Annotated in this window: 10 protein-coding genes; 7 read left to right on the top strand and 3 right to left on the bottom strand. The window is 41.9% G+C overall.

Annotated elements, in window-relative coordinates; all coding sequences use genetic code 11:
- Positions 1-793: 793 nt before the first annotated feature.
- On the top strand, positions 794-2,218 hold the full coding sequence (gene pap / locus F952_RS01195) for a polyphosphate:AMP phosphotransferase (RefSeq protein ID WP_004920409.1): 1,425 nt from the start codon (positions 794-796) through the stop codon (positions 2,216-2,218).
- Positions 2,219-2,282: 64 nt separating this feature from the next.
- Here pap and tcuC read toward each other — a convergent pair whose 3' ends face one another.
- Both tcuC and F952_RS01185 read right to left on the bottom strand, forming a co-directional pair.
- Complete coding sequence (gene tcuC, locus F952_RS01190; RefSeq protein WP_004920407.1) at positions 2,283-3,602, bottom strand: MFS transporter; 1,320 nt, start codon at positions 3,600-3,602, stop codon at positions 2,283-2,285.
- A 189-nt stretch (positions 3,603-3,791) separates the two neighbouring features.
- The gene (locus tag F952_RS01185; protein ID WP_004920405.1) at positions 3,792-4,295 is read right to left on the bottom strand and encodes a hypothetical protein; all 504 of its coding nucleotides are present in this window, start codon (positions 4,293-4,295) and stop codon (positions 3,792-3,794) included.
- A gap of 164 nt (positions 4,296-4,459) precedes the next feature.
- Here F952_RS01185 and F952_RS01180 point away from each other — a divergent pair, with 164 nt between their 5' ends.
- The 3 genes from F952_RS01180 (at position 4,460) to recD (ending at position 13,710) form a co-directional block, all read left to right on the top strand.
- The gene (locus F952_RS01180) at positions 4,460-8,125 is read left to right on the top strand and encodes an exodeoxyribonuclease V subunit gamma (protein ID WP_004920403.1); all 3,666 of its coding nucleotides are present in this window, start codon (positions 4,460-4,462) and stop codon (positions 8,123-8,125) included.
- Between the two features lie 6 nt (positions 8,126-8,131).
- Positions 8,132-11,836, top strand: coding sequence for a UvrD-helicase domain-containing protein (locus tag F952_RS01175; protein WP_004920400.1), 3,705 nt, complete (start codon positions 8,132-8,134; stop codon positions 11,834-11,836).
- A 95-nt stretch (positions 11,837-11,931) separates the two neighbouring features.
- Positions 11,932-13,710: an exodeoxyribonuclease V subunit alpha gene (gene recD / locus F952_RS01170; RefSeq protein ID WP_004920398.1), complete on the top strand. Its 1,779-nt coding sequence runs from the start codon at positions 11,932-11,934 to the stop codon at positions 13,708-13,710.
- A gap of 541 nt (positions 13,711-14,251) precedes the next feature.
- On the opposite strand, the gene F952_RS01165 is transcribed toward recD, so the two are convergent.
- On the bottom strand, positions 14,252-15,550 hold the full coding sequence (locus F952_RS01165) for a serine hydrolase domain-containing protein (RefSeq protein WP_004920394.1): 1,299 nt from the start codon (positions 15,548-15,550) through the stop codon (positions 14,252-14,254).
- Positions 15,551-15,829: 279 nt separating this feature from the next.
- On the opposite strand from F952_RS01165, the gene rpsO reads away from it, so the two are divergent.
- The 3 genes from rpsO to F952_RS01150 all read left to right on the top strand — a co-directional run bounded on the left by rpsO (position 15,830) and on the right by F952_RS01150 (position 20,018).
- Positions 15,830-16,099 (top strand): 30S ribosomal protein S15, encoded by a 270-nt coding sequence (rpsO, locus tag F952_RS01160; RefSeq protein ID WP_004920392.1) that lies wholly within the window; start codon positions 15,830-15,832, stop codon positions 16,097-16,099.
- Between the two features lie 258 nt (positions 16,100-16,357).
- Positions 16,358-18,445 carry a polyribonucleotide nucleotidyltransferase gene (pnp, locus tag F952_RS01155; RefSeq protein ID WP_171056895.1) on the top strand — a complete coding sequence of 696 codons (2,088 nt, stop codon included), beginning with the start codon at positions 16,358-16,360 and terminating at the stop codon, positions 18,443-18,445.
- 349 nt (positions 18,446-18,794) lie between these two features.
- Positions 18,795-20,018, top strand: a complete 1,224-nt coding sequence (locus tag F952_RS01150) for a magnesium transporter CorA family protein (protein ID WP_026056988.1) — start codon at positions 18,795-18,797, stop codon at positions 20,016-20,018.
- The last annotated feature ends 41 nt before the right edge of the window (positions 20,019-20,059 follow it).

Below are 20,059 nucleotides of genomic sequence, written 5' to 3'. Positions count from 1 at the left end.
ACACAAAGATAAGAATAATGGATTTAAAGGACTAGCTTGTTACCAGTGCATGATTTATCTCGTTTATATGCATCAATTGGTATGCCATGCTTTACATATCACTTTGATGAAAAGCCAAAATAACACATATGTATGGATTGACTCGACAATTTTAGCTGTCTGCAAAAATGGGTGTAGCTAATGTCATAAATTGTTGATCAAAATTCCATCTTGAGTCGAAATCTTGATGGATTGGTTCTTTATTGTTGTAAAACGACTAGCTGTATCGGCTAATAACCATATCTCTAACGTTAAAATGGTTGAGCAGTTGGTTTGAAGGTGTGTAAACAAAGTTGTATTTGGATCGCGGGTATAGCAGTAATGTCCTAAAATTAAAACTAAAAAGATTAAAATATTGATTTAATTACATATCATCTTACGGACCTAGCCAGTTTAGTTCTCAAAAAAATAAACATCATTTAAAACAATGAAATATAAATATCATTTAGCTTGCAAAAGGATAGATACAATCTGAAGACAAGCAAAACCCGAAGTATTGTCGACTATTTAGCAGCAAGAATTAATATATCTTTATATATTGATCAAATTTGTCATCAAAACAAGTCGATGATTCCTATTATACCGATAGGGCTTAAGCGGGATTCAGATCAGATAGTAACAACCTAAGTCATAGGTGTGAGCCATCTCAAACCAGCATGTATTTAAATTTTTTAGGCAGTTTATTTGGTTTTATTGACACTTAAACTGGACTAAGATGAAAACAAGCTTAGACATAAAATAAGTAGAGCATAGAATGCATCAGCCTCATTTATCAGCAGAAGAAAAGCAGCATAGTCATGATCATTTATCCCTGGATTTGATCGAAGCACAATACCAGCTTAAAAATAGTGCAGGAAAGAAAAATGCCAAAAGTGTGTTGGTTCTGGTGAGTGGTATTGAGCTGGCTGGTAAGGGTGAATCAGTTAAACAGTTGAGAGAATGGGTTGACCCACGTTATTTGAGAGTTAAAGCGGATCCGCCGCAATTACTCACGACAAACCAAACCTTTTGGCAGCCTTACAGTAGTTTTATTCCTGCAGAAGGACAAATTGTGGTGCTATTTGGAAACTGGTATAGCGATTTGTTGACCACAGCAATGCATGTTTCCAAACCATTAGATGAAACCCTATTTGATGCCTACGTCAACAGCATGCGTGCTTTTGAACAGGACTTAAAAAATAATCATGTAGATGTTGTAAAGGTATGGTTTGATTTATCTTGGAAATCTTTACAGAAACGGCTTGATCATATCGATGCATCGGAACGCCAGTGGCATAAACTGCATGGTTTGGATTGGCGTAGTAAAAAACAATACGAAACCTTGCAAAAATTGCGTCAGCGTTTTACTCCAGATTGGGTATTCATTGATGGCGAAGATGAAGCTCTGCGTGACCGTGAGTTTGCTGAATGTATTTTAAAAGCATTAAAAGATGTACCTGATCACGTGCAGCAAGCAGATGCTGCATGGACACAGTCAGTAGTTCCTCAAGCGTTATTGCAACCTTCATCTGAAGTGTTGGAAAAGGCAAAATATAAAAAGAAACTCAAAAAACTGACCAGACGTGTAGCAGATGCACTGCGTTATGACCAGCGCAATGTCATTGTTGTATTTGAGGGGATGGATGCTGCTGGCAAGGGCGGTTCGATTAAACGTATCGTGAAACGTCTTGACCCGCGTGAATATGATATTTTTACCATCAGTGCCCCAGAAAAATATGAACTCAGACATCCGTATTTATGGCGGTTTTGGACCAAACTCCAAAACTGTAGTGATATCCGTATTTTTGATCGAAGCTGGTATGGACGAGTTTTGGTTGAGCGAGTAGAGGCTTTTGCATCAGATATTGAATGGCAGCGAGCTTACGATGAAATTAATCGCTTTGAAAAAGATTTAACGGATAGTCAAACCGTAATCGTTAAAATCTGGTTATCGATTAGTAAAGAAGAACAGGAAAAACGATTTGAGGCACGCGAGAAAACACCGCATAAGCGCTTTAAAATTACCGAAGATGACTGGCGTAATCGGGCAAAATGGGATGAATATTTAAATGCCGCTGCCGATATGTTTGAACATACCAGTACAGATTGTGCACCTTGGACCATTATCGCGACCGATGATAAGCCTACGGCGCGTATCAAAATGTTGAAAGCGATTCTGAAACAGTTGAAATCTAAATAAATCAATATAGAACAGAATGACTCTGATTCGGATCAAGAGATACCGAAACAGAGTCACAGCATGATCAGTGAGATACTGAAGAGGCTAATTTTGTTTGAAGGGGCTTGGATTGAGCCGTATTGTGCTGACGTTTGCGAAATACAATCAATGTCGCGATCAAACTAATGATGGCTGCCAACATCAGCCAGAAAGCTGGCATGCTTTTGCTACCACTTTGCTCTACAAGATAGGTTGCAATCATTGGAGTTAAACCACCAAATACCGAGGTTGCCAAACTATAGGCGACTGAAAATCCAGCAATTCGTACCGAGCTTGGCATCATTTCAGTTAAAGATACGACCAGCGCACCATTATAAAAACTGTAAAGTAATGATAACCAAAGCAAAGATATCAGCATATGAGTCAGGCTAATATTCTGGGTCAGCCAACTGAGAAGTGGATAAGCCGTAATAAAGATCAGCGTGGTCGTTGTAATCAATAAAGGTTTGCGACCAAATTTATCAGAAAGATAACCACCAATTGGAAGTAATATAAAATTACTTACGCCTACCATCACGGTTGCCAGTAAGCTTTCTGCACTGGTTAAATGCAAAACTTCCTTACCATAGGTTGGCGTATAAACTGTAATGAAATAGAACATGGTGGTCGTGGTTGCAACCATACACATGCCAGTCAATACAATTTTCCAGTTCGCTGCCAGTGTTGACATGATCTGTTGAGTCGTTGGATGTTCTTTTCTTGAGGCAAACGCTTCTGTTTCTTGCAGAGATTTACGCAACCAGAAAATAAATGGGATGATGGCACAGCCAACAAAAAACGGAATGCGCCAAGCCCAATCAGCCACTTGAGCTTTGGTAAAGACCAGGCTAATCATATAACCGAGCGTTGCTGCAAAAATAACGGCGACTTGCTGACTCGCAGATTGCCAACTGGTAATAAAACCACGATTATGAGGCTCGGCAATTTCGGACAAATACACCGAAACACCGCCAAGTTCTACACCTGCGGAAAAACCTTGTGCAAGACGACCAGCAAAAATCAGAACAGTGGCAGCAAAACCAATGGTTGCGTAGCCTGGGGTTAAAGCAATAATTAAAGAGCCAACCGCCATAATACTCAAGGTGACCATCAAACCTTTACGTCGTCCGATCCGATCCACATAAGGCCCCAGCACCAATGCGCCAATTGGACGCATCAAAAAGCTGACTGCAAAAACCAGAAAGGTTTTCATGAGTGCAGCATAACTGCTATCAGAATGGAAAAAAGTTTCGCCAATCGCTTTGGCATATAGACCAAATAAGAAGAAATCGTACTGTTCTAAGAAGTTGCCACTTGTTACATTAAAAATGGCACGTATACGGGATGTTTGTTGTCCATGTTCCACAACGACTCTCCATCATTTGTCTGTCATCGTAGTGTGGAGAATAAATAGACAATCTTTAAATAAACTTAAAAAATTAATTGAATCATAAACTAAAATAAAATTAAGTTGGGAAGTGTTAATGAAATATTGAATCTTATGAATAACTTGCTGTTTTGATTGGGCACCCGAAAGTGCCCTTTTAATTTTTATTTAAACTGTAGTAGAGGTGTTTTTTTGCTGAAGACGTTTGGCAAGGTGATAACATTCTTGCACATGTGCTTCGGCTACCTTTTTCATCACAATATATCCCAGGCTGGCTGCTACAATCTGTCCACCAAGTGGAATAAATTTAGTCACTTGCTTGGTCAGAACCTTGCCAATAACGCCATTGAGTGATTTTTTGACAGCAGTACGCGCAACTACAAGCCCTGAAAATTCAAACCCACGCTTACGTAGTTCGTTCCAGTGAATTTGTTTGGTTTGCGGGTCATACACCGTAATATGATCTGGCGATAAACCAAATTTTGCACTGATCTCTGGAATAAGCTGTGAAAGAATACCGATATCAATCACGACATCGAAAAATGGAATAGGTACCACAGCGGCCCCAGCCGAAAAGTAGGCACGTTTTTTAACCATTTCTAAACAGTCTAGACGTATTGATTCTAGATTTAAAGTTGGATCAATTGACTCAGGGATATTCTCTATTTTCATGGATTTATACTCAAGTTGGCTCTGTATGATTCAAGCGTTTATTTTGAGAATGACTCAAATTTTTATTCATGACGCAAACGTGACATAGTTACATAAAGATGTATAGTGACGAATGTTTATGATTTTGTGCATAAAAGTGTAGATTTTAAAAGGGTAAGAGGTAGATGGCCATACATGTAATACAAAGTCAGCGTATTGATGTTTTGCTACAAGGCGTGTGGCAATCGGTGCATCAACCTACACGTCAGCCCTTTGATGTGTTGGCAACACAGCACTTTATTGTACCAAGTCCTGCTGTAGAGCAATGGCTGACTGAAAAATTATCTGAGTTGCAGGGAATTACAGCAAACTACCTGTTTCATCAACGTATTCGTGGCTTTCAATGGTATGCCTATCAGCAGGTTTTGAGTGAACATAAGGATGATGTTCGTAAAGCGAATATTCCCCGTTTAATTTTAAAGTGGCGTGTCTATCAGGCGTTATATGACTTTATTCAGCCCGATCAGATTTTAATTACTCAAGATCATCCTGCGTATTCGATTATTGCCCGTATTTATGACAGTGCTGACCGCCTTGAAAATGGATTTGAAAAACAGTTAAAAAAACAAAAAATGCTGTACTGGGTGGCAGAGCAAGTCTCGCAGCTCTTTAGCAACTATATGATTTATAGGGGGCATTGCCAGAAAAATTGTGCTGGAAATTGTGGTTGCGCCAGTAACTGGTTAAGTGCTTGGGGAGAAAACCGCGAGCTGGATATCGAGCAACTCATCGTTCAGGGAAACAAGGAGATTTCGGCCTTTCAGTTGCAACAGGCTCAGGAATTGGAGGCATGGCAGCGCTGGTTGTGGCATCGCTATTTTCATCAGGATTTTTTGGATATTCAGAACATTGATGATCTGTTCTGGCAAGTCCTTGAACAGCCACAGACACGGGATATCGCATTAAAACGCTTACCTAAACAGATTGTGATGTTTACCTTGCTGGATTTGCCACCAAGTCAGTTGCAGTTTTTGCGCCGTTTAGGCCAATATTTAGACGTGTTGATCTTGCATTACAACCCATCACAGGAATATTGGGCAGACAGTGTCGATCCACTTTGGAAGCAGCGTTACGATGTACGTGTCAAACAGCGCTTTATTGAAAAAAATCCAGCGGCTACAGATGTGGATATTGCCCAGTTTTTTGAGCAGTTTACCTTGCATTTCAATGCAGAAGCACGAGAGTCCAGACATCCATTGCTTACCCGACTGGGTAAGCAGGCACGCGATCATTTTTCATTACTTGCCAATCTATCTACTGGTGAAGAAGGACGCTGGGTGGATGCTTTTGTTGATGACTTTCCTGACACTTTGCTGGGGCAAGTACAATCAGATATCTTGAATCTGGCTGAGCCTCAAGCAGGGCGATATACGCTAGAGCCATCAGATGAATCTATTCGTTTTCACGTGTGTCATTCGAGTCTTAGACAGCTTGAGGTCTTGCGTGATCAGTTGATTCACTGGTTGTCACAAAATGATGATGCTTCGGTGCGCCGCCCAAATGATATTTTGGTGGTTGTACCAAATATTAAAGAAATTGAACCCCTGATTCGGAGTGTGTTTCCAGCAACGCCAAGTGATGATGGCGTCTTTTTACCTATCAAAATTTCAGGCGTGGTTCAACTGGATGTGATGAATGCCTGGCGTGCTGTGCTGGGGCGTATGACATTATTGCAAGGACGTTTGAGCTACGATGATTTTGCAGACTGGTTAAGCCTGCCTGCTACTCAGGTTTGTTATGATCTTGAAGATAGTCAGATCAAACGTATGCTGGCGTTACTGGCTGGCGCAGGATTTAAACGTGGCTTTGACATACACCATTTACAACAAAGCTTAAGTGCCGAGGATCATGATGATCGTTATAGTTTTAAATTTGCGCTAGATCGGCTGGCACTGGGTATCGCGATTCCTGAGCATACCTTGTTTCAGGGTGTATTGAGTTATAGTGGCGTTACACCTGATGACTTTGAATTGATTGGAAAACTCATTCAGATCTATCAGGATATTGATGCACGACGTAATTGGGTGCTTGCTCATGAGCAAGGCACGCAGCATTCAGTTGAAGACTGGCTCAAAATCCTGATGCAGGACGTGATTGAGTTTGAGCAGGCGGGTGTGGTTGCTTTAAAAACTGCGCGCGAGATTATCAAGAAACAAGAACGAATGGTCACGCTGGCCAGTTTTTATGCAGACAAAGATGCGCATACCTTACGTCAGATCGCTTTGCCTTTGCCTTATATTTTAGATGAGATTCAACGCACCCTAGAACATCAATCCGCTCAGGCTGAGCCTACGGGGCAGATTACCTTTAGTCAGATTGGACAGATTCGTCCTTTACCCTATCGCTTGGTTGTCATGCTAAATCTGGATACAGGAAGATTTCCAAACCGAGACAGTCATATTCCTTTTGATTTGATGGATGCACTTAGGCAACAACTGGGTGATCGTTCTCGTCTCGAAGATGATCAGGGCGCTTTTTTAGATGCAGTGTTATTGGCACAACAAGCTTTGTGGCTTTTCTATAATGGATTTGACTTGAATGATGGAGAAGTACGGGAGCCGTCAAGTATTTTGCAGGAGTTCCGTGATCATCTGGCTTTGATTGTTGCACCAGCAGAGCAGATAGCAAAACATGAGGATTCCAATTTAACTATCCAGATGCAACAGCAACAGTTCAAATTGCTCGATATTCCCAACCAGTTATGGCCTTTATATTGCGTGCATCCTTTGCAACCATTTGATCCGTTAGGGTTTGGGAATTTGCCTGTAGCAAAACGTTATCAAGATCAGTGGTATCAGGTGGCGCAAAGTATTCAGGAGGCATCTGCGATATTGCAACCTTGGGTCAATATGGTGTACACGCAGCCACAGCAAGAGCTGAGGGTACTCGATAGCCAGCAGTGGATGGCAGATGTGACTTTCCCTGCGCGTTTGTATTTAAAAAATCTGGGTGTCGAAAATCTGGCCATGACCACTTTGCTGGATCAAAATGAACCTTTATTTCTGGATGGTTTAGGGCGCTATGCCATTCGAAACTTTCTACAAAAACAAGAACAAACCACGACGCCAGACACTTTGCTGGATCAGTTGCCTGTTGGGAAAATTAAACATAGTGCTTGGCAGCAAAGCTTGGCAGAGCAAGAGCGATTACTGGAGCGTCTGCATCACTATACAACTCAGCCTACAGCCACAACACATCACGTCTGGCGGGTTTCTAAAACCCTGCACTTAAATATCATAATGCCTGAACATGACGTACAGGACTGGGTCAGCCTGGAAGCTTCCAGTGCACGTGCAAAACGCATCGCCAAAGTCTGGCTGGAATATCTGCTATGGTTATCGTACTTAAATGAAGGTGACGCTGGACAGCGTCGCCGTCGTATTGTGGTTTTTAGTGATCAGACTGTGATTTGTGAAGGGGTGAGCTCGATTCAGGCACGGGATTATCTCACACAATGGCTAAAAATGTGGCAAGTGGCATCTACACAACCTGTCGTGCTACCCGCCGCCTTGATTCTGCAACCTCTGGAAAAAGCGAAACAGTATCACTGGGTGCAGCAGTCAGACCAATTTCAGTTAGTAGAAAAAGATCTGTTGAATATTTTGAAAGAATGGCAAGACCCCAAAGCGTATATGCAAATAGATACCTCACAGCTTGAAAGCAGCCAGTATCATCTTGACTGGTCATTTATTTTACAACAGCAAGATGCAACTGCTTTATTGAAAGATGCATTGCAGCGTTATTCATATGATTTGTATGCGCCAATTTTTCAGTATCTGCGTCTGGAGTAAGCCTGAATGACAAAATCTAAAGTGTCGTATCAACCGATTACAGAGATTGAATTTTCGGGATTACATTTGATTGAAGCCTCAGCAGGTACAGGTAAAACTTATACTTTATCGAGTCTGATGGTTCGGATTTTTCTAGAAAAATATCTGCCGCAACAAGTGATTGCCACAACATTTACCCGTGCAGCAGCAGCCGAACTCAAAGCACGGATTCGTTCGCGTTTACACCAGACATTAACGTATTTACAGGAATGTCGAGGTTTAACTGAGTCTGAGATATTACAAAAAGCGCAGCAGGAAACAGATCCGTTGCTTGAATATCTGTTACAGCAATTTTCGCTACGGATTGGCTATGCCTGCGAGCGGCTAAAATTGGTATTGGATCAGCTTGATGAACTCTTTGTTGGAACACTAGACAGTTTTAGCCAAAAATTATTACGAGAATTTGCTTTTGAAAGTGGCAAAATTGAACGTGCGGACATTACCGATGATGCCAAGGCATATACACGTCAGCTCATTCATGATGTGCTACGGGCCTGGATTCAGGCACAGCCTCAAGCCTTGATTGATGGGCTTTACAATATGGGCGCCCTAAAAAGTGTGGATGCTTTTGTGGGGTTGGTCGAAAGTTCATTAAACTTTAGCTCGGCAAAATTTCAGCAGCAACAAAGTCCAGAAATTGATTTATATGCATTAGAGCAAGTCGCAGCTTTAGCCTGCCAGATTGATGTAACCCCATTGTCTAGCTATTACCAGCTTGATGGGGAATATTATTCGTTTATTCATGGTTCATCATTTCGCAATCATGGCTTTCATGCGCTATTTGTTCAGCATATTCCTTGTCTTTTAAAAGCTTTACAACAGGATTCTGTGTTAAGCATTTTTGACCCTGCATTTAAAGCATCTCGAGAAGCCGCTGATAAGTTTATAGAAAAGCTGGAGCAGGAAAAAATTTTTAAAAAATGTCCAGCAGATGTCAGTGATGGATTTTATCAGCATGCTGTGGTTGCACAGTTAAAACAGGTGATTCAAACATTACAGCATTATCAGGCGCAATTTGAACAGCTTGATCATGCTTTAAAAGCCTATCTGTGCATCGAAGTTAAACAGCGCTTACCCCAAGTCTTGCAGGAGAAAGGAGAAACCACCTTTTCACAGCAAATTAGTACCTTGGCAGAGGCTTTAAAGGGTGAGCAGGGGCAGCGATTTGCAATTTTTGTGCAGGCACGTTATCCGTTAATTCTGGTCGATGAATTTCAGGATACCAACCAAGATCAGGATGATATGCTGGCGAGTATCTGGCGTCATCCGCAGCGCTATCAAAAAGGCTGCATGATTATGGTGGGAGACCGTAAACAAGCGATTTATGGTTTTCGTGGTGGTGATATGCTGACTTTCCTCAATGCATATCAGGATATTCTGCATAAGCAGGGGCGAGAATATAAGCTGAGCCAGAATCATCGTTCGGTCAAGCCGCTTGTTGAAGTCGTTGATGCCTTATTTCAACGACAACCCAATTTTGGTGAGCAGGTGATTTATGACCCGATTCAGGCGGGTAGCCGAGCTCATCCTGCTTTAATGGATCGTGCACAGGTCAATACCGCACCTTTGCGATGGATCATGCTTCAAGACAAAGCGTCAGAAGCAGAACAGGTCGCATGGAAAATTCGTGCACTGCTCAATCAGGCCAGTTCGGGAGAGTTATATTTAAAAGATGGGTCGGTGCACCACTCGATTATTGCCGATGATATCGCAGTACTCTCGAAAAATCATAAAGGATTGGATGATGTACAGGCGGCACTTGAATATTTGAATATCAAGGTGAATCGACCTTCACGCCGAAGTGTATTTGATCATGTTGTTGCACACGATGTGGGGGCATTTCTAACCGCCATTTTATTTCCTTATGATGAGGCCAAAGTCAAACGTGCGCTGTTAAGCCGATTGATGGGCTTCGATCTTGAGCGCCTGTATCAGCTTGAACAAAGCCCAGTTGGACTGAGTGATTATATGAACCAGTTGGATGGATTAAGAGAAATCTGGCTCCATCAAGGTTTTTTACCAGCATGGCAGCGTGGTCTGAATATATTTCAGGTCTGGCAAAATTTGGGAGCCAAACATAGCAGGGAAAATGAACGTGCTGTGGTCAATCTGCGTCATCTGAGTGAATTGCTGAGCAAACACAGCGAGCAGTATCAGGGTGCACAAAATTTATATCATTGGTATCTCAAGCAACTCAGATCGCCAAGCGAACGAGAGTGGGAGCTGGAACGCAAACTTTCCAGTGATGCTGGGGTGCAATTAATGACGATTCATCAGTCGAAGGGCTTAGAGTTTAAGATCGTTTTTTTACTGGGTGCAGATAAACCTCTTCGGGATCAGAACAAAGACCTGAATTTTTCTAGGGCTGAAATTCTGGATGAATCTACAGGACAGATGCAGACCAAGCGCGTGATTGCGATTGCAGACAAAACTCAACTGACTCCAGAGGCAATCATTCAACATACTGAACGCGCTACCGCAGAACAAAACAGGATCTGGTACGTTGCGCTTACACGTGCTAGCCATCGTGTCTATGCCATGTTGCATGATCCGCAGCAAAAATCAAAAGATGCCTTGGCATTCTGGAAAAATCAGGATTCACCTTTTCTGCATGAATACAGTATTGAAGAAGCGCTGCTGATGCAGTGTCCCGAACCTTTGACTGTCCATGAAACGCCTCAGAAAATCCTGATCTATGCGGCACCTTTGCCCCAGCAGCGTTTCTATCCACGCGGGAAAACCAGTTTTAGTTATCTGGCACAACATTTAAAGCCACGCGTGAGCTATGCAGATACGTTGGTGTCAATGCAAACACGCCCAGAGCAGGCAGAGGATGAGCGTGATACCACCACAAGCATTCAATATTCTCAAGCCGCTATACAGCCAATTGCATGGATTAAGCAAAATTTTCCCAAAGGCACACTGGCGGGAAACTTTCTGCACGAAATTTTTGAACATATCAATTTTAATCAGACAGAAGAGTGGATAACTGAAATTCGTCGTCGATTTAAAAATGATTATGGCAGCCTCTGGGAGATGCTTTATCCTGTTTATATAGATGCTTTCCCAGAGCTGAATGGCGACGAAAATAGACTTTACCAATGGCTTGCCGATTGGTTGGATGATGTACTCAAAACGCCTTTGCATCAAGACTTTCAACTCAAGCAATTACAAAGCGGGCAGTTTTTATCAGAGTGTCCTTTTTATCTGGCGCTATCTGATCGTGTCCTCGCCATGCGCCGTATTCAACAGTTATTTATCGAGTATCACATCGAGATGCCAGAATTTCTGGATGCATATTCTGCCCGATACCTGAATGGCTCAATTGATTTGATGTACTTTGATGGCCAGCGTTTTCACATTGCCGACTACAAGAGTAACTTTCTCGGAACAGATCAAACTCATTATGATGGCCTGGCTATTCGCGAGAATATGACCCATTCGAGTTACTGGTTGCAGGCAGCACTGTATCTGGTGGCTTTACACCGTTATTTGAAAGTAAAACTTGAACATTATGAGATTGCAGAACATTTGGGAGGCGCCACCTATTTATATCTGCGTGGAATGAACGGACATACAGGGCAGGGTTATTATTACTGGAAACCAGAAGATGAGTTTATCTTAAGGCTTGATGCCATTTTAGGCTATGCCACTGAGGATAAAATTGGATGAAAATGGGGGTGTTTTCAATAATACTATATAAATCAAAAACTTAATTTGTGGATAAATGTGTTTATAACTATGTGGACAAGCTTGAGGATAACTGTGTGGATAAGCAAAACATCAGTAAAGACACTGATTTAGCATGGCTTGAGACGTGGAGCAAGTATCTTGTCCAGACGCCGTTCAATCTCGGGGAGCGCAATTCTGCCCAAATTACGGCAATGTTGCAAGCATTAATTGAAGCAAGTGTGCAAGGCGATAGCGGTTTGGTGGTTTCTTCATCAATTGTGGCTGAATTGGGAAATTACGTTCTGGATGAAGCTCAGGCCCAAACTCAGGTTGCACCCATGATTTACGATGGGGAACTGCTGGCACTGTATCGTTACTGGATGCTTGAACAGCGTTTAGCGATACAGGTGGTGCGTTTGAGTCAGCAAGTTATTCCGCCTGTCGAGGTTATGCCTCATCTCGATTTACTGACCGATCCGCATCAGCAAGCAGCAATGTCGATGGTTGCTACCCAAGCATTTAGTCTGATTACGGGCGGTCCAGGAACAGGAAAAACCTATACACTTGCCCGAATTATTGCTGTTTTGAATCAAGCAATTCCGAATATTCGTATTGCTATGGCAGCACCTACGGGTAAAGCCGCTCAGCGGATGCAGGAAGCATTACAGGCTTCATTTAATGATGAAAAGCTGACAGCTTCGGGTTTATTGAGTCATGAATTAAAACAGCAAACCACGCAAACACTGCATCGTTTACTCGGACTTGGACATCAGCAGTTACCGCGTTTTCATGCCAAACAACCTTTACCGTATGATGTGATTGTGGTGGATGAGGCATCTATGCTTGATTTGAAACTGGCCACCTTATTGTTCGAAGCTGTGCCAGCAGGTTGTCGACTCATTTTACTGGGGGATGCCAATCAGTTGGCTTCGGTTGATGTGGGTTCGGTACTGGCAGATTTGCAGCAAGTCGAGGCACTTGAACAGAATCGAGTCAATCTGGTGACCAGCCGTCGTTTTCGCGAAGGCGCAAAAATTGGTGAATTTGCCCAGTTTATTCAATGTCTTGATGTAACGTGGGATCCACAGCAAATTCTGCATGAGTTTGAGCATCAAATAGCTGTACCTCAAGCATTACAGCCAGTTTCACTATTGCACGATAGGGATGATATGGTGCAGCTTGAATATCTTCCACCTAAGGTAAACTTAGAGCACCTTACACCGTATTATCAGAAACTCATGCAAGGCTTTGAAACATTTGCCCAGCAGCTCAAGCATTACCGATTACATGATTATGCAGAATCGGAAGTGGCTGCAGTGATTCAGGCATTTGATGATTATCGTATTTTGGTTGCCATTCGCTTTGGAGATTTTGGTCTTGAACACATCAACAAAATGGTTGAACAGTGGCTCACTCAATATTTGGGCATTTTGCCTGTAGGTGGCTGGTATATCGGTCGTCCCGTCATGATGACCTATAACGATTATCAGCTTGGACTTTCCAATGGAGATATTGGGATCTGTTTTAGACATCGAACACAATATGATCAGTTTGAGGTGTATTTCCCAAGTCTGGATAAATGGATTGCTGCCAATCGTCTCCCTAAAAATATTCAGACTGCATTTGCACTCACCATTCATAAATCACAAGGATCAGAATTTCGGCATACAGCGATTGTATTTGATCATATGGCACAAAAAGTGCTGAGTCAGGAACTCATTTATACCGCGATTACGCGTGCTAAACAGGCGGTTAGTCTATTGGTCGATCAAGATGCCTTGCTACAGTCTCTTATTATTCGAACGACACGAAAAAGTGGCTTAATTAAAAAAATTAATAAAGATATCATTTTAGTAAGTTTACCTAAGGAGTAGACAACTCTGTACGAAATTGCTTACACAGATTCGAGAAATTTGCTTATAGAGTCGAATGTCAGATTCTGAGAAGATGATCGTGCAAAAATACTCAGCATGGAATGCAGAGCAAAACCGCAAAAGAATAACAAGACGTCACAGACAGCGAACTTACAGTGAAGTAAGGACAAAGAGGAACTTACAGCCGCTAAGCCTTGTAGTTTTGGGAGAGACTACAGGGCTTTTTTATGTCTATAAATTTTCCAGATGCCAAAAAATAAAATTAAAATGCTAAGTCATCAATAAAAACTGCTTTGTTTTCCTATATATACAGACCTGTACGTTTTTGCTTACATATTGCTACGAAAATTACGACTTTTATTCATAATTAAATGTGGCAGAATGAACTACATAAGGGAAAGTTATTGATGTCAGGGACCTTGATGATAATGAAGAAAAGAGTTCTAAGAAAACTCTCAATATAATAGAAAAGTATAAGAATAATGCTCAAAATAAGAAACTACAGCGCATAAAGCCCAAGTCTGACTTGGGCTTTTATTTTTTATACCATGTCCGTTTCTGATGCATCACTACCAAAAAGTGAGCGACGCTGATTCTTTTCAACTTTTGGGCATTGGGTTGCAATTTGGTACAACACTTTTGCCAGTGCAGTCAGATGTGTACCGACGACGGATTTTCCAGTAGTAAGTAGGGATACACTGATATCACGTTCGGGATCGGCCCAGCATAAAATATTCGAAAATCCCAAATGTCCAAACGCTTGTCCTGTCATGGGGCCAAACAATCCCACTGGATTACTGCCGAGCATTGGTCCTAGCGCATAACGCATAGGTACCAGTAACGTTCGATCTAGGCTGGTGACAGAAGTAGGCAAAGTAGCGCGAAACACGGTTTTTGAAGTTAAAATCCGTTTATTTTTATAAACGCCGCCATTTAATAACATTTCAAAAAAACGCCCAGCCTGTTCTGCACTGGTATAAATATTGCCAGCAGGACAAATAGTCTGCATAAAGCGTGGATCATTGGTGACATCTACAGCGAGCTTTAAGCCACCGCCAAGGACATGATTGAGATAATGATCTGTACCCAGACGCGGGTGCAGACCTGTCGCCACATTAAGCGCAACCTGTTCTTGATATTGTGGCTCAAGACCATAATTGAAGTAAGACATTCCCATGGGTTTTTCAATGGCGTCATGTAGAACAGTTTTTAGATCTTGCCCTGTGACTCGTTCAACCAGCTCTCCTAAAATATAGCCTGCAGTAACGGCATGGTAAGCCAAATGAGTGCCTGCAGCAGACACAGGTTTAGCTTGATAAAGCCGTTGCAAAATAGCTTGTTTATCAAACAGTAATTCTGGTGTGACATCATCTTCAAGACGTGGGATGCCACCACGATGTGAAAGAAGATGAAAAATAGTGGCACGACGTTTGCCATTCACGCCGTATTCTGGAATGTAATAACTGACAGGATCAAGTAGATTAATCATGCCTTTTTCATTGAGTAAATGAACCAGCATGGCAGTCACGATTTTGGAAGCAGAAAATAAACAGATCGGAGTATCTGGGGTTGCAATGACTGCATCGTTTGCCAAACCATGGACAGAGTTACCACGCGCATGACCAATACTCCGATTAATCAGGATATGGCCCTGACGGCGCAGACAAAAGCTAATCAGTGGATGATTTCCTGTGCGATACAATTTTTCTACACTGTTCCAGATTTTTTGAATCTGTTCGTGCTGCATACCGCCAAGTTCTGCTGGGTTCTCATCCTGGGCACGTATTACCGAGGTTAAGTCACTTGGAATTTCACAAGTGTTGGTCGAAAATAGTTTCACAACATCCTCATTGTTCGTTGTTTTTATCATGCAGAGCGTGCCACCGATGCGGATGAAAGTCAGTGTCTTGAATGACCAGTTTTATAAGAGAGTTATACCAGTCAAATCAGGAGGGAGCGATGACTGATTTGATTTATGAATTGTCAAGCGCGGCTATATCCTTTAAAATAGCAAGCTGCTGTAGTGATGCACGGCAGTCAAAAATCTTGTTTTTAGTGAATTAGATCTTTGATATTTATCATTTTGTTATTACTTTTTTAAGCATCTCGGAGAAATCGAATGGCTTTAACAAACGCAGATCGCGCAGCGATTATCGCTAAATTTGCTCGTGCTGAAAATGACACTGGTTCACCAGAAGTTCAAGTTGCTCTATTGACTGCTCAAATCAATGATTTGCAAGGTCACTTTAAAGAGCACAAACACGACCACCATAGCCGTCGCGGTCTAATCCGTATGGTTAACCAACGTCGTAAATTACTTGACTACCTTAATGGTAAAGACCATGGTCGTTATGTAAGCTTGATCGGTGAATTAGGTTTACGTCGTTAATTCGATTTTGGCTTTATTTTTGGTATTACGCCTTATGGTGTGTTTAATTGCTAAAAACGAAGCAATGTCTGGTGTGTGGCACTAGGCAAATTCTAGAAGGGGCGAATGTTCGCTCCTTCTTTGTGTTTATTCTCTAGTGAGGTCGGCTTCTAAGCTTTGTCATTTATCATTGCTGTTGGGGTGATATGAATGCCAAACCTTAGGGGTCTCCACTAGAATAACTGTTCAAAAAGAACTAGGAAAAAAGATTACATGTCGATGTTTAATATTATTCGTAAAGAATTTCAGTTTGGTCAACATCAGGTGGTACTAGAAACGGGTCGCGTTGCACGTCAAGCAAACACCGTTTTAGTCACGATGGGTGGTGTGACGGTATTGGTTGCAGTCGTTGCACAACCTAAAGCGAAAGCGGGTCAAGACTTTTTCCCACTGACTGTGAACTATCAAGAAAAACAATATGCTGCTGGTCGTATCCCAGGTGGTTATGGCAAGCGTGAAGGCCGTGCGTCTGAAGCTGAAACTTTAATTTCACGTTTGATTGACCGTCCAATTCGTCCGTTGTTCCCAGAAGGTTACTTCAACGAAATTCAAATCACCGCGACAGTGGTTTCTTCTGACAAAACGATGGATGCCGATATTGCAGCCATGCTAGGTGCTTCAGCGGCATTGTCAATTGCGGGTACGCCATTCCGTGGTCCAATCGGTGGTGCACGTGTTGGTTTGATCAATGGCGAATACGTTTTAAACCCAAATTTTGAGCAACTTGCTCAGTCTGACCTTGACCTTGTCGTTGCGGGTACAGAGTCTGCTGTACTCATGGTTGAATCTGAAGCAAAAGAACTTTCAGAAGATCAAATGCTAGGCGCTGTACTTTTTGGTCATGACGAAATGCAAATTGCAGTTCAAGCGATCAAAGAGTTTGCTGCGGCGGCTGGTGCAGTTGAATCAACTTGGGTTGCGCCAACGAAAAACGAAACATTGCTTGAGCAATTAAAGGCAGCGTTTGAAGCTAAAATTTCTGAAGCATATACCATTGCGGTGAAACAAGATCGTTATACAGCACTTGATGCACTTTATGCAGAAGCTGTAGCTCAGTTCGTTCCAGAAAATGACGAAACGGGTATTGCCGATGAAGTCAACGAATTATTCGAAGACCTTAAATACCGTACCGTACGTGACAACATCTTGTCAGGTAAGCCACGTATTGATGGTCGTGATACTAAAACTGTTCGTGCTATCGACGTTCAAGTGGGCGTATTAGATCGTGCACATGGTTCTGCATTATTTACACGTGGTGAAACTCAGGCGTTGGTGACCACCACTTTGGGTAATACGCGTGATGCGTTAATGGTTGATACCCTTGCGGGTACTAAAACTGACAACTTCATGTTGCACTACAACTTCCCAGCATACTCAGTGGGTGAAACTGGTCGTGAATCTGGTCCAAAGCGCCGTGAAATTGGTCATGGTCGTTTGGCACGTCGTGGTGTTCAAGCCGTTTTACCTGCAGCTGACCGCTTCCCGTACGTGATTCGTATCGTATCAGACATTACTGAATCAAATGGTTCATCGTCAATGGCGTCTGTATGTGGTGCATCACTTTCATTGATGGATGCAGGTGTTCCATTGAAAGCACCAGTTGCGGGTATCGCAATGGGCCTAGTCAAAGAAGGTGAGCGTTTTGCTGTACTTTCTGACATCTTGGGTGACGAAGATCATTTAGGTGATATGGACTTTAAGGTTGCTGGTTCTGCCAATGGTATTACTGCACTTCAAATGGACATCAAAATTGAAGGCATCACTGAAGAAATCATGGAAGTTGCATTGAATCAGGCGTATGCAGGTCGTATGCACATCCTGAATGAAATGAACAAAGTGATTTCACGTGCGCGTGCTGAAATTTCAGCACATGCACCAACGTTTGAAGTCATTACGATCAATCCAGACAAGATTCGTGACGTGATTGGTAAGGGCGGCGCGACGATTCGTCAGATCACTGAAGAAACCAAAGCCGCAATTGATATTGAAGACAATGGTACAGTGCGTGTATTTGGTGAAACCAAAGCGGCTGCACGTGCCGCAATTGCAAAAATTCAGGCCTTAACGGCTGAAGTTGAACCTGGCAAAATCTATGATGGTAAAGTCATCCGTATCGTAGAATTTGGTGCGTTCGTGAATATCATGCCAGGTACTGATGGTTTGCTACATATTTCACAGATTTCAAATGAACGTGTAGCCAATGTCTCTGATGTTCTTAAAGAAGGTCAGGATGTTAAAGTACAAGTTGCAGATGTCGACAACCGTGGTCGTATCAAATTGAGTATGAAAGATATTGAACAAGCTTAAGCCTGTTTCGTAAATAAAAAAGTCCGCTTCGGCGGACTTTTTTAATTTTAGTATTTACAGTCCAGTTCAGTCCAAGGAATAGATTAATCACTCAGATTAACCAACTCTGGTCTGTGTTTAAGTTATCTTGTCTAGTGAGTCATTGTTTTTTTAAGATGTTTTGGACATTGAGATGTACTTAAAGGTCTGTATCGAGATATGAATAATTCCGAACCTATAAATTAAATTGTCTTTGCAAAATCAAAGAAAGTGAATTGAATGTTTATTTAGAAATTTTGTGAAAGCTGCGTTTTTCATGCAAAGATCATTTAATATCAATTTCATTGATCATGATCTAAGCTGGTTACGCATGCAGGTTTACTACTTTTACCGACATACTACAGACAACTATATTTTTTTAAGTCGTGAACGCATGACTGATCATGAGCTCATTTTTAAATGGGCAGACTGTGTACGTGAAGATGTTGTCAATCATGCAGAGCAGTGGCAGAAAAATATTAAAGGACTCACAGATCTGAGTATCAATGAGTTTCATATTCGAGATATTCTTAATATCGATCATCCATGTGCATTTGACACTATGGAAGATTATGATCTACTCATTTTTAGGAAAATTATCACACCCGATGATCAGATCTCCAATAGTGATGTGACAGGTGAGATTCATGAAAGTATTTTTGGTCTGGCAACCACACCGATTAGCTTTATTATGAGTCAGCATGTGTTGATCAGTATTCGTGAAACAGGAAATAAAGCCATTGATCACTATGTAGAACGTTTTGAGCAAATTTTACAGCGTAGTATTGAAGAGCAGAATAAACCGCGTAAACTTCCATCGACACCGATTGATCTGACCTTACGAATGCTCAATAGCATGATTGATGCTTATCTGGATCTGAGAACACCATTGACTCGTCGGGTCGAACATTGGCAGCGAGAGCTACTTCAAGGACGCAAGCGATTTAACCAATGGCCCCAATTATTTCAGGAAAATATGGCGTTTCAGCAAGTCGAAAATTTATGTGAAGAGCAGATTGAAACCTTACAAGAACTACGTGATGAACTGGTTGAAAATTACCATCATCTAATGGGCGAACATGCTGCTGAGTCTCCAGATTTACTCTTAGTTCGAATGAATGATCTGGGGAGTCATATTGAGCGAACACAGAAACATACCTCCAGATTACGAGCTGCGATTCAGTCAGCCATCGATTTACATTTTAATGCGATTGCCAATCAAACCAACGAAAACATGCGTATTTTGGCCATCATTACCGCAGTCTTTGCACCTTTAACGCTATTAACGGGGGTGTATGGTATGAATTTTGAGTTCATTCCAGGCCTCAAATCTCCAGAGGGATTCTGGATGATGTTGGCGGCGATGCTATTGAGCACGGTCTTACTTTTATATTATTTTTATCGACAACATTTGGTCGGGCGAGGTGAGAAAAGTGTCATTGAGATGCTGGCACAACAGAAACACCAGCGGAATGTTAATCTGTTCTGGTTTCTAGATTATGAACCCATTAAACAAACGCTTAAAGAAGTTGAAAAGATCACACGATTTAAATAAGCGTCCAAATTGATACGATCACAGACTTCACATTGTGAAAG

This window comes from Acinetobacter baylyi DSM 14961 = CIP 107474 (assembly GCF_000368685.1).
GTDB classification, from domain to species: Bacteria; Pseudomonadota; Gammaproteobacteria; order Pseudomonadales; family Moraxellaceae; genus Acinetobacter; species Acinetobacter baylyi.
The sequence above is the reverse complement of the archived record's forward strand: the minus strand, read 5'-3'. Positions and strand labels throughout refer to the sequence as shown.

Excerpts from the sequence above, each read along its gene's own strand:
- pap (WP_004920409.1), top strand. The coding sequence starts at position 794 with ATGCATCAGCCTCATTTATCAGCAGAAGAAAAGCAGCATAGTCATGAT.
- F952_RS01185 (WP_004920405.1), bottom strand. The coding sequence starts at position 4,295 with ATGAAAATAGAGAATATCCCTGAGTCAATTGATCCAACTTTAAATCTA.
- F952_RS01180 (WP_004920403.1), top strand. The coding sequence starts at position 4,460 with ATGGCCATACATGTAATACAAAGTCAGCGTATTGATGTTTTGCTACAA.
- F952_RS01175 (WP_004920400.1), top strand. The coding sequence starts at position 8,132 with ATGACAAAATCTAAAGTGTCGTATCAACCGATTACAGAGATTGAATTT.
- rpsO (WP_004920392.1), top strand. The coding sequence starts at position 15,830 with ATGGCTTTAACAAACGCAGATCGCGCAGCGATTATCGCTAAATTTGCT.
- pnp (WP_171056895.1), top strand. The coding sequence starts at position 16,358 with ATGTTTAATATTATTCGTAAAGAATTTCAGTTTGGTCAACATCAGGTG.
- F952_RS01150 (WP_026056988.1), top strand. The coding sequence starts at position 18,795 with ATGCAGGTTTACTACTTTTACCGACATACTACAGACAACTATATTTTT.